Below are 13,184 nucleotides of genomic sequence, written 5' to 3' on the forward strand. Positions count from 1 at the left end.
CGGGCCGTTGTCACCTGAGGTTAGGGCCGCGGCAGGGGCGGCATGACCTCCTGCGGATGGGCGGGCGGGGCGATCAGCATGGCGGGCTTCACGGCCGGGTTGAGGTCCTTGTGGATCGCCCGGGCGACGGCCTGGACGGTGGCGATGCCGCCGTCCATGGTGCGGTTGTTCTGGGTGAGCACCGCCATGGTGTAGTTCCGGCCGTGGCCGGTGAAGGCGCCAATGCTGTTGATGCGCCAGTCGCGTGAGGCGGTGCGCTGCAGCCAGCCGTTCTTCACATGGACCGTCACGTTCTTCGGGGCCCCGGCCGGGGTGCCCCAGCGCTGGTCGGCGACGACCTTGCTCATCAGATCGAGGACATAACCACGGGAACTGTCAGTCAGCACCTTGTTCTTGTTGGTCAACAGGGTGAGGAGTTTCTCCTGGTCCTGTGCGGTGATCTGGGTGAGGCCCCACAGGCCGCCGTTGCCGAGGACGGTGTGGTCCATTCCCGCGGCCTTCAGGAATGCGTTGATCTTCCGGTGGCCGAGTTGATCCCACAGCGCGGTGGTGGGGTCGTTGAGCGACCGGGTGATCATGCGGTAGGCGAGGTCGGTCTCACGCTTGGTCAGTTTGCGGTGGTGCTTGTCCGCGTCCCACAGCAGGGTGGACAGGATGGTTGTCTTGACCACGCTGGCGGAGTCGAACTGCTGGTTGCCCCGCAGGGTACAGGTGGTCTTGGTGGCGTTGTCGTGCAGGGCGATCCCCACGGTGGAGGACCTGCCCTGCAGCGCCTTGGTGATGTCCTTGGTCAACTTGGCGGCCAGTCCCGCCTTCGCCGAGGTGCAGGACACCTTCGGCGCCGCGGCCGCGGCGGTTCCTTCCCCGGCGGCCATCGGTATGAGCACTCCCGCGGCCAGCGTCACGGCCAGTGCGCCATGGGTGCGACGGGATATGTGGTGCTGCTTCATCAGTGCTTCCCCAGCCCTCTGTGGTGCGTGGAAAGTTCACCCCCCGGTGAACCCGCAACCCATGACTCGCGACTTCAACAGAAAGTTGCATGAGGAATGTCCAGATTTCGCAACATGCCGAACATGCCGACACTTGGGTGCTCAGATGTGGGGAATTCCACCCCATGTTGATCTTGAAAATATGTTCGGTAGTGTGTCAGGTCGGTCCGGGCGATCGGGCTTTTCGGCAGTACGGAACTGACGATCATGGAACGACGGGGGCAGTTGTGCGAGTGCGTCGGCGGATGATGGGTGCCGTGGCGGCGGGAGTGGTTCTCCTGCTGGTCGCGGGGTGTGGTGGTGGGGAGTCCAAGGACACGTCCTCGGGGCAGGCGTCCGCCGACAAGGCGGCGGCCAGGCCAGTGGCCCTGCAGACCGGGGCCAAGCAGGTGACCTGGACGGACGGCAAGAAGAAGGCGCATCAGCTGAGGGCCACTCCCAAGAGCCTGCTGCATGGGTCGGTGTCCGATCTCTCCCATGTCCGGCTGGATGACGACCTCAAGGGCATGGAGCCTTACTACCTCACCGTCTCCTTTGTCAACACCGGCAAGGGCTCCCTGGACCGGCCCGACTTGGAAGGCAAGCTCTCCGTGATCGGTGCGGACGGCCGGCCCGGCAAGGGGGTCATGCTGATCAACAACCCCTTGGCCACGGATCCGGGCATGCCGGAGCAGTGCCGCAAGGGCGACCCGGCGGCGCTCGCCGCGGGCGGCACGGCGGAGGTCTGCAAGCTGGTCATGCTGGCCAAGGGGCAGCAGCCGATGAGCGTTTCCTACGCCGACGACGGTGGTGACACGGCCGTCTGGCAGGTCGGCGACGGCAAGAGCGGTGGACCCGCCGGGGTGCTGAAGATGGGTGCCTCGGGCGACACCGTCGTCGATGACATGCACAAGCACATGGTCCCGGTGAAGCTCACCCCCAAGAGCGTGCGCGCGGGGAGCCTGTCCGACCTCAGCGCCTTCAAGCTGAGCGACGGCGACAAGAACCTGGTGCCGTACTACGTGACGATCGAGTACCGCAACACCGGGCAGTACGACCTGCTGCCTGACCTCCAGGACAAGGTGGCCGTGCAGAGCGCCGGAGGTCAGCGGATACCGAAGCTGACCCTGCTCGACATCGGCGGCCCCGGGGTCGATCAGTGCCCGGACCGCACCCCGGACGCCACCAGGCTGAAGGCGAACGGCACGATCACCCAGTGCTCGATCCACATGGTGCCCAAGGGCGACCGCCCCGCCACCTTCACCTACGAGGGCGCGGAGAACGGCGCGAAGCCGATCACTTGGCGGGCGTCCTAGTTCAGGCGCCTTAGTTCAACAGGAGCTCGTCAGGACGGCCCGGGGCCGGGGGGCAGGGCCCGGCACAGTGCCTCCAGTGCCGCGCCATAGGCGTGGTCCGGTGGTGTGGTGTAGCCGACGACCAGGCCGTCCGTGGCGGGCATGGTGGCGTCCGGGTGGCGGAAGCCCGCCAGGCCGTCCAGGGCGAGCCCCTGCCGGACGGCGGCCTTGACCGTGGACTCCTCGGTGCCGGGCGGCAGCCGCAGTACGGCGTGCAGTCCGGCCGCGATGCCCGTGGCGGTGATGTGCGGGGCACGCTCGGCGAGGATGGCGATCAGCTGGTCGCGGCGCTGCCGGTAGCGCTGGCGCATCCGCCGGATGTGCCGGTCGTAATGGCCGGAGTCGATGAACTCGGCCAGGGTGAGCTGGTCGAGGATGCTCGCCCAGGCCTCCCGCTCGCCCTTGGCGGTCAGGGCGGCGCCGACCAGATGCTCGGGCAGCACCATCCAGCCCAGCCGCACCGCCGGGGACAGGCTCTTGCTCACCGAGCCCAGATAGACGACCCGTTCCGGGTCGAGCCCCTGCACCGCGCCGACCGGTTCGCGGTCATAGCGGAACTCCCCGTCGTAGTCGTCCTCCAGGATCAGTCCGCCCCGGGCGCGGGACCAGTCCACCACGGCCGTGCGCCGGGCGGGGTGCAGGGGGCCGCCGGTGGGGAACTGGTGGGCGGGGGTGAGCAGTACGCCCCGTACCCGCTGCAGCGAGGTCAACTCCTCGACCAGCGCGCCGTGTTCGTCGATGGGCAGCGGGACGGTGCGGGCGCCGGCGGATTCCAGGATGCCGCGGTGGAAGGGCAGCCCATAGGACTCCACGGCCAGCGGGCCGCGCAGCACTCCGCCGCCGAACAGCAGCCGCAGGGCATGGGCGAACCCCGAGCACACCACGATCCGGTCGGGGGTGGTGCGTACCCCACGGGCCCGCGCCAGATAGCCGGCCAGGGCGCGGCGCAGCTCGATCCGGCCCTGTGGATCGCCGGGGCCGAAGGCCTCGTTGGGCGCGGCGTTCAGAGCGCGGCGGGCGGCGGCGAGCCAGGCGGTCCGGGGGAAGGAGGCGGCGTCCGGCTGCCCCTGGGCCAGGTTGTGGGCGGGGGCCGGCCGGGCCGGGGCCCGCTTCGGTGCCCGGGCGGGCCGGACGGGCTCGGCGCGTGGCGCGACCCGGGTGCCGGAGCCCTGCCGGGCGGTCAGCCAGCCCTCGGCGACCAGTTCGGCATAGGCGTCGGCGACGGTGTTGCGGGCCACGCCGAGATCGGCGGCCAGCGAGCGGTACGGGGGCAGCCGGGTGCCCGGAGCCAGCCGCCCGTCCCGGACGGCGTCCCGCAGCGCACGAATGAGGGTGGCGCGGCGGCTGCCCGGACCGGAGAGCTCGAGGTGCAGGTCACTGCCGATTCGCTCGGCCGAATTGACCCATGATTCCGACATGGGATGCACCGTACAGGAGGTCGCCCGGACTCCTGAACGGCCGCCCGAACCATCCGGCTATGACGCCGCGGAGACCTTGTGGCGCACCGCGTCGAGGTATTCGGCGATGGCGTCCCGGTTGCGGGTCAGGCACTCGACGCGTTCGGTCATCCGGTCGAGCTCGTGTTCAAGGGCGGCGAGCATCTCCGGGGTGGCGTCGGAGAAGTGGATGATCCGGGGCTTGTCCAGGCAGGGGAGGATCTGCTTGATGAGCCTGGTGGGCAGCCCGGCGTCGAGCAGCCCTCTGATCTGCAGGACCCGGTCCACATAGCGGTCGTCGTAGTCGCGATAGCCGTTCGGAGAACGGTCGGCGACGATCAGCCCCTGCTCCTCGTAGTAGCGCAGCGCCGGCGGGAGGTGCCGGTGCGCTCCGACAGCTCACCTATGCGCATCCGCTTCTCCTCTCCCGCTCATATCGAGGTGAGGGTGAGCGTAGTCAGGTCATACCAGGCTGTCCCGCCAGGCCCGGTGCAGCTCGGCGAAGCGGCCGGTGCCGGCGGTGAGTTCGGCCGGGGAGCCGTCCTCCACCACCCGGCCGTCGGCCATCACCAGCACCCGGTCCGCGATCTCGACCGTGGACAGGCGGTGTGCGATGACCACGGCCGTACGGCCGCGCAGCACCGTGTCCATGGCGCGCTGGACGGCTCGTTCGCCGGGGATGTCGAGGGAGGAGGTCGCCTCGTCGAGGATGAGGACGGCCGGGTCGGCGAGCAGGGCCCGGGCGAAGGAGACCAGTTGGCGCTGGCCCGCCGAGATGCGGCCGCCGCGCTTGCGGACGTCCGTGTCATAGCCGTCGGGCAGGGCGGTGATGAAGTCATGGGCGCCGATGGCCTTGGCGGCGCGCTCGATGTCCGCGCGGGTGGCGTCCGGGCGGCCGATGGCGATGTTGTCGGCGATGGTGCCGGAGAAGAGGAACGCCTCCTGGGTGACCATGACCACCCCGCGCCGCAGTTCCGGTACGGCGAGATCGCGCAGGCAGACGCCGTCCAGCAGGATGCGGCCCTCGGTGGGGTCGTAGAACCGGGCGAGGAGCTTGGCGACGGTGGACTTGCCGGCGCCGGTGGAGCCGACGACGGCGACGGTCTGCCCGGCGGCCAGGGTGAGGTCGAAGCGGGGCAGCACCTCGCCGCCCGTGCGGTAGCCGAAGCTCACGCCCTCGAAGACGACCTCGCGGCCGGGACGGCCGGCGGGGCGCTCGGGCAGCGGCCGGGGGGTGTCCGGTTCGGGCACGGAGGGGCGCTGGGCGAGCAGACCCGCGATCTTCTCCAGTGAAGCGGCGGCGGACTGGTAGGAGTTGAGGAACATGCCCAGCTGGTCGACCGGTTCATAGAGGCGCCGCAGATACAGCACCGCCGCCGCCAGCACCCCCAGGCCCAGATCGCCGGAGGCCACCCGGTAGGCGCCCCAGACCACGATCGCGGCCAGGGTGACATTGCAGATCAGCCGGGAGGACATCACATAGCGGCCCATGGAGATCATGGCGTCCCGATTGGTGTGCTGATGGCGCCGGTTGAGCTCGTCGAAGTGTGTCTCGTTGACGCGCTCGCGGCGGAACGCCTGGACGGGCCGGATGCCGTTCATGGTCTCGGTGAACTTGACGATGACCGCCGCGATGGCCGTGGATTTGCCGCGGTGGATGGCCAGCGAACGGCGCCCGTACCAGCGGACCAGCAGCCACAGGGGGGCGAAGGAGAGCAGGGCCGCCGCGCCGGTGCCCCAGTCCAGCCACAGCAGGGTCGCCGACACCAGCACCACCGAGGCGAGGATGCCCATGAGCTCCTGGAGGCCGTCGTTGAGCAGCTCCCGCAGCGCCTCGATATCGGTGGTGGCGCGGGAGATCAGCCGGCCGGAGGTATAGCGCTCGTGGAAGTCGACGCTGAGCGTCTGGGCGTGCCGGAAGATGCGGCCGCGCAGATCCAGCAGGGCGTTCTGGCCGACGCGGGCGGACAGTTGGATGAACCACAGCTGGAACAGGCCCGAGGCGAGGGCGGTGCAGAGATAGGTGACGCCGACGGCCACCAGGGGGCCGTAGTCATGGCGGCGGACGGCGGGCACGCCCCGGTCGATCGCATAGGCGACCAGCAGCGGCCCGGCCTGCACGGCGGCCTGCTGGAGGAGCAGCAGGAGGACGGTCAGCCGGACCCGCCCCTTGGCGGGGGCGAGCAGCGAACGCAGCAGGGCCAGCGAGGCGCCCTTGGGAGTGGGCAGCACATCCCGGCCGACGCTGTCGTCGGTGCCGGATGCCGGGGCCGGACGGACGGCGTGGTCGTCCTCGGTGGTGGGCTGGCCGGAGACGGTGGTGGTCATGGTGAGGCGTCTCCTCGGGTGGCTGGTTGGCGCTCCTGACCGGACATCAACGAGGCGTACTCCCGGTTGCTGTGCAGCAGTTCCTGGTGGGTGCCCACCGCGGCTATCCGTCCTCGCGACAGCAGGGCGACCCGGTCGGCGAGCAACACGGTGGACGGGCGGTGGGCGACGACCAGCGCGGTGGTGGTCGCCAGCACCTTGCGCAACGCCTGCTCGACCAGGGCCTCGGTGTGTACATCGAGTGCGGAGAGCGGGTCGTCCAGGACCAGGAAGCGCGGCTTGCCGACCACCGCCCGGGCCAGCGCCAGGCGTTGGCGCTGGCCGCCGGACAGGCTCAGCCCCTGCTCGCCGACCTGGGTGCGGTGGCCCTCGGGGAGGGAGTGCACAAAGCCGGCCTGGGCGACCGCCAACGCGCGGTCGAGATCGGCCTCCTGGGCGTGCTCCGCGCCCATCAGGACGTTCTCCCCCGCGCTGGCGGAGAAGAGGGTGGGTTCCTCGAAGGCGACCGACACCAGTTCGCGCAGGCGCTCGCGCGGCAGTTCGGTGATCTCCTGGCCGTCCAGGGTGATCCGGCCGGCGGTGGCCTCGTGGAGCCGGGGAATCAGCGCGGTCAGCGTGGTCTTGCCGCAGCCCGTGGCGCCGACCAGGGCCATGGTCTCGCCGGGCCGGATGTGCAGGTCGATGCCGCGCAGCACCGGTGGCGCCTCCGGTGGGGCGTCGGGGTAGCGGAACTCCACGCCCTCCAGGCGCAGTCCGTCCTGCTGCGCGGGGCGCACCGGCCGCGAGGAATCGGCCGCCGGGGCCTGGGCGTCCAGGACCTCGAAGTAGCGGTCGGTCGCCGTCGCCGACTCATTGGAGATCGCGAGCAGGAAGCCCATGGACTCCACCGGCCAGCGCAGCGCCAGCGCCGTCGACAGAAATGCCACCAGGGTTCCGGCCGACAGCCGGCCGTCGGCGACCTGCCCCACGCCGAGCACCAGCGCGGCCCCGATCGCCAGCTCGGGCAGCGCCATGATCAGGCCCCAGAGCACCCCCAGCAGGTCCGCCTTGCGCAGCTCCGTGGTGCGCAGCCGGGCGGTGAGGGCGGCGAAGGCCCGCTCCTGGCCGCGGTGTTGGCCGAAGCCCTTGATGATGCGGATGCCCAGGACGCTCTCCTCGACGACCGTCGTCACATCGCCGACCTGGTCCTGTGACAGGCGCGCGGCCTGGGAGTAGCGCTCCTCGAAATACCGGCACAGGATGACCAGCGGGATGACCGGAGCGAGCAGGACCAGGCCCAGGGTCCACTTCTGGAGCAGCAGGATGACAAAGCCGATCACGATCGTCAGCCCGTTGACCACCAGGAAGGTCACCCCGAAGGCCAGGAAGATGCGCAGCAGCATCAGGTCGGTGGTAGCGCGGGAGAGCAACTGGCCGGAGGGCCAGCGGTCGTGGAAGGAGACCGGCAGCCGCTGCAGATGGCGGTAGAGAGCCGCGCGCATGGTGGCCTCGACCTGGGTCAGCGGGCCCGCCACCAGCATCCGCCGGACTCCGAAGAGCCCGGCCTCCAGCACCCCGAGGAGCAGGATGAGCAGGCCGCCCAGCCAGACTCCGGACGGATCGTGGCCGGCGATCGGGCCGTCCACGATCCACTTGAGGGCGAGCGGGATGACCAGGCTCATGCAGGAGGCGACCACCGCTGTGCCGGTGGCGGCCGCCAGCCTGCCGCGCACCGGCCGGACGTATGGCCACAGGCGCAGCAGCGAGCGGACGGTGGAGCGGTGCTCGGCGGGTCTGGTCTCTTCCTCGGTTCCGGCCATCAGTGGCGAGCGTACGTTCCGGCACTGACAACGCTCACTCGGTTTTTCCGCCTAGGACTTCCGCCGGAGGGACGGCCGGCGGCCGGGTCACCGCCAGCAGCAGCACCGACCGGGCGGGTACCACGGTGCGGGAGGCCGCGTTGCGGCGTACGCCGGGTGCGGTGTGCTGGTCCTCCCGGGAGGTGTCCACCAGCAGTTCGTACGCGGTGGCCCAGGGCGGGCCGGGCAGGGTGAAGTTGATGGGGGTGGCACCGGCGTGCAGGACGATCAGGAAGCTGTCGTCGGTGACCGGGCCGCCGTCGGGGCGGCGCTGTGGGATGTCCCGGCCGGAGAGGTACATGCCGAGGGTGACGGTGGGGGTGTACCAGTCGGCCTCCGTCATCTCGGTGCCCTCGGCCGTGAACCAGGCCAGGTCGGGCGGGCCGTCCCCGTCGCGCGGGTGGCCGGAGAAGAAGGACCGGCTGCGCAGCACGGGGTGGGTGCGGCGCAGCGCGAGCAGCCGGGTGACCAGGTCGGTGAGCGGGCGCCAGGCGGGGGTCTGGGGCAGTGACCAGTCGAGCCAGCCGGTCTCGTTGTCCTGGCAGTAGGCGTTGTTGTTGCCGCCCTGGGTGCGGCCCATCTCGTCGCCGGCGACCAGCATCGGCACGCCGGTGGAGAGCAGCAGGGTGGTGAGCAGGTTGCGCATCTGCCGCTTGCGCAGGGCGCGTACGGCCGGGTCCTCGGTTTCGCCCTCGGTGCCGCAGTTCCAGGACCGGTTGTCGTTGCCGCCGTCCCGGTTGCCCTCGCCGTTGGTCTCGTTGTGTTTGCGTTCGTAGCTGACCAGGTCGCGCAGGGTGAAGCCGTCGTGCGCGGTGATGAAGTTGACGGAGGCGCAGGGGCGCCGGCCGCCGCGGCCGTAGAGGTCGCTGGAGCCGGAGAGCCGGTAGCCGAGGTCCCGTACGTCCGGCAGCGCGCCCCGCCAGAAGTCGCGCACCGCGTCCCGGTAGCGGTCGTTCCACTCGGACCACGGCGGGGGGAAGCCGCCCACCTGGTAGCCGCCGGGGCCGATGTCCCAGGGCTCGGCGATGAGCTTGACGGTGCGCAGTACGGGATCCTGGGCGACGGTGCTGAGGAACGGTGCCAGCGGGTCGACGTCGGGTGTGGTCCTGGCCAGTGCCGAGGCCAGGTCGAAGCGGAAGCCGTCGACTCCCATGTCCAGCACCCAGTAGCGCAGCGAGTCGGTGATCAGCCGCAGCACGTTCGGCTGGATGACGTGCAGGGTGTTGCCGCAGCCGGTGTAGTCGGCGTAGCGGCGGGGGTCGGTCCCCAGCCGGTAGCAGCGGCGGTTGTCGATGCCGCGCAGGGAGAGGGTGGGTCCCAGCTCGCCGCCTTCGGCGGTGTGGTTGTAGACCACATCGAGGATGACTTCGATGCCCGCGGTGTGCAGGGCCCGTACCATCCGCTTGAATTCGCCCACTTGGGTGCCGCGGGTGCCGGAGGCGGAGTAGCCGGCGTGGGGTGCGAAGTAGCCGATGGAGTTGTAGCCCCAGTAGTTGCGCAGTCCGCGGCGCAGCAGATGGTCCTCGTGCGCGAACTGGTGCACGGGCAGCAGTTCCACCGCGGTTATCCCCAGCCGGACCAGGTGTTCCACGGCCGCGGGGTGGGCGAGGCCGGCATAGGTGCCGCGCAGCGGTTCGGGCACCTGGGGGTGGAGCTTGGTGAAGCCGCGTATGTGCAGTTCGTAGAGGACGGTGTCGGCCCAGGGGGTGGCGGGGCGGCGGCCGGTGGCGCGGTCCCCGTCGGCGACGACCACGCCCTTGGGGACGTGCGGGGCGGAGTCCCGTTCGTCGCGGACGGTGTCGGCGATGTGCTGCTGGGGCCAGTCGCGGACATGGCCGTACACCTCGGGCGGCAGCCTGCGGTGCCCGTCCCGGAAGGTTCCGAAGTCGCCGTCCACGGCGCGCGCATAGGGGTCCAGGAGCAGTTTCGCGGGGTTCCAGCGGGCGCCCGTCCAGGGGTCCCAGCGGCCGTGCACCCGGTAGCCGTAGCGCTGTCCGGGCAGTACGCCGGGCAGGAAGCCGTGCCAGGTCTCATGGGTCAACTCGGGCAGTGGATGGCGGGTTTCGCGTTCGGTGCCGGTTTCGTCGTCGTGGAACAGGCAGAGCTCGACGGCCTCCGCACCGGCCGCCCAGAGGGCGAAGTTGGTCCCGGCCACCTGGCCGGGGCCCACCGTGAACCGGGCGCCCAGCGGTTCGGGGCTGCCGGGCCAGACCGCGGTGTCCTCGGCGTGCTGGTGGCCGTTGACGGCGGTGGTGGGGGGCGGGGCGCCGGGTCCGGTGATGAACCTGACGCTCTGTTCCGTCTCTTGCTCGGGCGGGGTCGACACCATTTGCCTCCGGCGGCTCTCGGGTAGCCCGCCGGGCACCTGGCTTCCCGTTCCGGGTGTCTGGCGATGTTGCCCTGGTTGCCGTTCTGTCTTCCGTACTTCCCACTCCTGCCCGGTTCCGCGCATGCGCTCACACGTGTGACCGGGCGCAGCAAGGGAGTGCAGTGACGTTTCCCGTGGGGAACCGTGTCGTTGGGACCGTTGTGACACCTTTTGCGCTGCCGCGCGCCGTGCGCGGACTGTTCGTGCTGGCCGCCCTCGCCCTGCTCGGCGGGTGCGTCGCGGGCGCCCCCAAGGAGACGCTCACGGATGACGAGCGCCCGGCCGCCGAGCTGATCCGGGTCACTCCGCGCGACGGCGCGAAGGACGTGCGGGCCATGGACCCCTTCGAGGTGCGGGTGCCGGACGGCAGGCTGGAGCGGGTGCGGGTGGCCGAGCTCTGGGACAGCGGCCGGCGGACGGTCGAGGGGCGGATCTCCGCCGACGGCCGCAGCTGGCGGCCGCTGGGCGGCCCTTTGGGGCTGGCGGCCCGCTATACGGTGGACGCGGTCGGCAGGGACTCGGCGGGTCATCGGGCCGCCCGGCACACCGAGTTCAGGACGTATGTACCGGAGCATCGTTTCATCGGCTACTTCACTCCCGCGCCCCGTTCCACGGTCGGCACCGGCATGATCGTCTCGTTTGGGTTCAGCCGTCCGATCGCCGACCGGGCCGCGGTGGAGCGGGCGATCCGGGTCCGCGCCAGGCCGGCCACGGAGGTCGCCGCGCACTGGTTCGGCTCGTCCCGGCTGGACTTCCGCCCGCGCTCCTACTGGCGGCCCGGCACCGTGGTCACCCTGGATCTGCGGCTGCGTGATGTGCGCGGTGCGGCGGGGGTGTACGGCACCCAGAACAAGACCGTGACCTTTACCGTCGGCCGCAGCCAGATCAGCACGGTGGACGCCGCCGCGCACACCATGGACGTCCAGCGCGACGGCACCCGGTTGAGGACTCTGCCGATCACGGCGGGCGGCCGGGGCAGCGCCACCTACGGCGGCAAGATGGTGATCAGCGAGAAGTTCGATGTGACGCGGATGAACGGGGACACGGTCGGCTTCGGCGGCGAGTACGACATCACGGATGTGCCGCATGCGATGCGGCTGACCGGTTCCGGGACGTTCCTGCACGGCAACTACTGGGCGCCTCCCGGGGCGTTCGGCACCCGCAACGTCAGTCATGGCTGCATCGGGCTGCGGGATGTCGAGGGCGGTGGCCAGGCCACCCCGGCGGCCTGGTTCTATGACGCGTCCCTGATCGGCGACGTGGTCGAGGTGGTCAACTCCTGGGGGCGGGCGGTGACCCCGGACAACGGGCTGGGCGGCTGGAACATGTCCTGGCAGGCCTGGCGGGCCGGCTCCGCGCTCGGCCCGGTGGGCTGATCCGCCAATTGGTGCCCCGGTTGTGGCTGTTCGGCGGGAATGCCGGGGCACTTGCGACCGAACGGTGACAATCGCCGGGGCGGCACTGTCCGATGCGTATGGTTATCTAGCGGCATGCGCCTATGGCGCTACGGCCTTCGTGCGATCACGGGGGAGGCCGTCCTGGGGGCGCCGCGTGGCCGCGGGCCGTGCGAGGGGAGACGACCGTTTTGAACGTGCAGCCGATATCCGGGAGCCGGGGGCGCCGTCGTGTGCTGTCCGCGCTGCTGCTGGGGACGGCGCTGACCCTGGCGACCGCGTGCAGCGGCGGTTCCGACAGCGGCAAGAAGGCGGGCGGCAGGCTCGGCGGGGACGAGGCGTCGCGGGCCGTGGTGTCGATCGCACCGAAGGACGGGGCGAACGACGTCGGCACCAGTGGGGTGCTCAAGGTCACCGCGGAGCAGGGCAGTCTGACGTCGGTCAAGGTCGCCGACGGCAAGGGCCGGCCGGTCGACGGCAGGATATCGGCCAATGGCTCGGCCTGGGAGCCGGCCGGCCACCTGGCCGCCGCCACCAAGTACACCGTGGACGCGGTCGCCAAGGACAAGGACGGCCGCGAGTCCGCCAAGCACGCGACCTTCACCACGCTCACTCCGAAGAACACCTTCGTCGGCTACTTCACCCCGGAGGACGGCGGCGAGGTCGGTGTCGGCATGCCGGTGTCGCTCAACTTCAGCCGTGGCATCACCGATCCCAAGGCGGTCGAGAAGGCGGTCAAGGTCACCGCCGAGCCGTCCGTGCCCATCAAGGGCCACTGGTTCGGCAACGACCGGCTCGACTTCCGGCCGGAGAAGTACTGGGCACCCGGCACCAAGGTGACGCTCAGCATGAACCTCGACGGAGTCGAGGGCCGCGAGGGCGTCTACGGCACCCAGAACAAGACGACGAAGTTCACCATAGGCCGCAACCAGGTGAGCACGGTCGACGCCGCGAAGCACGAGATGACCGTCGAGCGGGACGGCAAGGTCGTCAAGACCATCCCGATAACGGCGGGCGCCTCCGGCCACTCGACCTACAACGGCCAGATGGTCATCAGCGAGAAGTACGACGTGACGCGGATGAACGGCGACACCGTCGGCTTCGGCGGCGAGTACGACATCAAGGACGTGCCGCACGCCATGCGCCTGTCCACCTCCGGCACCTTCATCCACGGCAACTACTGGTCCGGCGAGGGCGTCTTCGGCTCGGAGAACGCCAGCCACGGCTGCGTGGGCCTGTTCGACGAACGTGGCGGCGGCGACCCCTCCACGCCCGCTTCCTGGTTCTACAAGAACTCGCTCATCGGCGATGTCGTCATCGTGAAGAACTCCCCTGACAAAACGATCCAGCCGGACAACGGCCTCAACGGCTGGAACATGCCGTGGTCCCAGTGGACGGCGGGCAGCTGACACTCCCTCGGCCGCCCCGGTGGCACCGGTGCGCTGTGACCAAGCGCACCGGTGCCACCCGGTATGCGGTGTCTTCCGGGGGAGACCC

Annotated in this window: 8 protein-coding genes and 1 pseudogene; 3 read left to right on the plus strand and 6 right to left on the minus strand. The window is 70.5% G+C overall.

The window, feature by feature from the left end:
- Positions 1–20: 20 nt before the first annotated feature.
- Positions 21–950 (minus strand): serine hydrolase, encoded by a 930-nt coding sequence (locus ABCR83_RS27770; RefSeq protein ID WP_462697956.1) that lies wholly within the window; start codon positions 948–950, stop codon positions 21–23.
- A gap of 287 nt (positions 951–1,237) precedes the next feature.
- Between ABCR83_RS27770 and ABCR83_RS27775 the strand changes: the two genes are divergently transcribed.
- The gene (locus ABCR83_RS27775) at positions 1,238–2,284 is read left to right on the plus strand and encodes a hypothetical protein (protein ID WP_462697980.1); all 1,047 of its coding nucleotides are present in this window, start codon (positions 1,238–1,240) and stop codon (positions 2,282–2,284) included.
- A gap of 29 nt (positions 2,285–2,313) precedes the next feature.
- On the opposite strand, the gene pdxR is transcribed toward ABCR83_RS27775, so the two are convergent.
- From pdxR to glgX, 5 genes and pseudogenes are all read right to left on the minus strand, one after another.
- Complete coding sequence (gene pdxR, locus ABCR83_RS27780; RefSeq protein WP_462697957.1) at positions 2,314–3,741, minus strand: MocR-like pyridoxine biosynthesis transcription factor PdxR; 1,428 nt, start codon at positions 3,739–3,741, stop codon at positions 2,314–2,316.
- 57 nt (positions 3,742–3,798) lie between these two features.
- Positions 3,799–4,172 (minus strand): annotated as a pseudogene (locus ABCR83_RS27785) (MerR family transcriptional regulator).
- Between the two features lie 49 nt (positions 4,173–4,221).
- On the minus strand, positions 4,222–6,087 hold the full coding sequence (locus ABCR83_RS27790; RefSeq protein ID WP_462697958.1) for an ABC transporter ATP-binding protein: 1,866 nt from the start codon (positions 6,085–6,087) through the stop codon (positions 4,222–4,224).
- Positions 6,084–7,886, minus strand: a complete 1,803-nt coding sequence (locus ABCR83_RS27795) for an ABC transporter ATP-binding protein (protein ID WP_462697959.1) — start codon at positions 7,884–7,886, stop codon at positions 6,084–6,086. Before ABCR83_RS27795 ends, ABCR83_RS27790 begins: the two co-directional genes overlap by 4 nt.
- Positions 7,887–7,920: 34 nt before the next feature.
- Complete coding sequence (gene glgX, locus ABCR83_RS27800) at positions 7,921–10,254, minus strand: glycogen debranching protein GlgX (protein ID WP_462697960.1); 2,334 nt, start codon at positions 10,252–10,254, stop codon at positions 7,921–7,923.
- 200 nt (positions 10,255–10,454) lie between these two features.
- On the opposite strand from glgX, the gene ABCR83_RS27805 reads away from it, so the two are divergent.
- The gene (locus ABCR83_RS27805; protein ID WP_462697961.1) at positions 10,455–11,669 is read left to right on the plus strand and encodes a L,D-transpeptidase; all 1,215 of its coding nucleotides are present in this window, start codon (positions 10,455–10,457) and stop codon (positions 11,667–11,669) included.
- Between the two features lie 209 nt (positions 11,670–11,878).
- The gene (locus tag ABCR83_RS27810; RefSeq protein ID WP_462697962.1) at positions 11,879–13,096 is read left to right on the plus strand and encodes a L,D-transpeptidase; all 1,218 of its coding nucleotides are present in this window, start codon (positions 11,879–11,881) and stop codon (positions 13,094–13,096) included.
- Positions 13,097–13,184: the final 88 nt, after the last annotated feature.

This window comes from Streptomyces xingningensis, assembly GCF_054957865.1.

What these genes read in the sequence shown, in the direction of transcription:
- ABCR83_RS27770 (WP_462697956.1), bottom strand. Translation starts at nt 950, where the DNA reads ATGAAGCAGCACCACATATCCCGTCGCACCCATGGCGCACTGGCCGTG.
- ABCR83_RS27775 (WP_462697980.1), top strand. Translation starts at nt 1,238, where the DNA reads ATGGGTGCCGTGGCGGCGGGAGTGGTTCTCCTGCTGGTCGCGGGGTGT.
- pdxR (WP_462697957.1), bottom strand. Translation starts at nt 3,741, where the DNA reads ATGTCGGAATCATGGGTCAATTCGGCCGAGCGAATCGGCAGTGACCTG.
- ABCR83_RS27790 (WP_462697958.1), bottom strand. Translation starts at nt 6,087, where the DNA reads ATGACCACCACCGTCTCCGGCCAGCCCACCACCGAGGACGACCACGCC.
- ABCR83_RS27795 (WP_462697959.1), bottom strand. Translation starts at nt 7,886, where the DNA reads ATGGCCGGAACCGAGGAAGAGACCAGACCCGCCGAGCACCGCTCCACC.
- glgX (WP_462697960.1), bottom strand. Translation starts at nt 10,254, where the DNA reads ATGGTGTCGACCCCGCCCGAGCAAGAGACGGAACAGAGCGTCAGGTTC.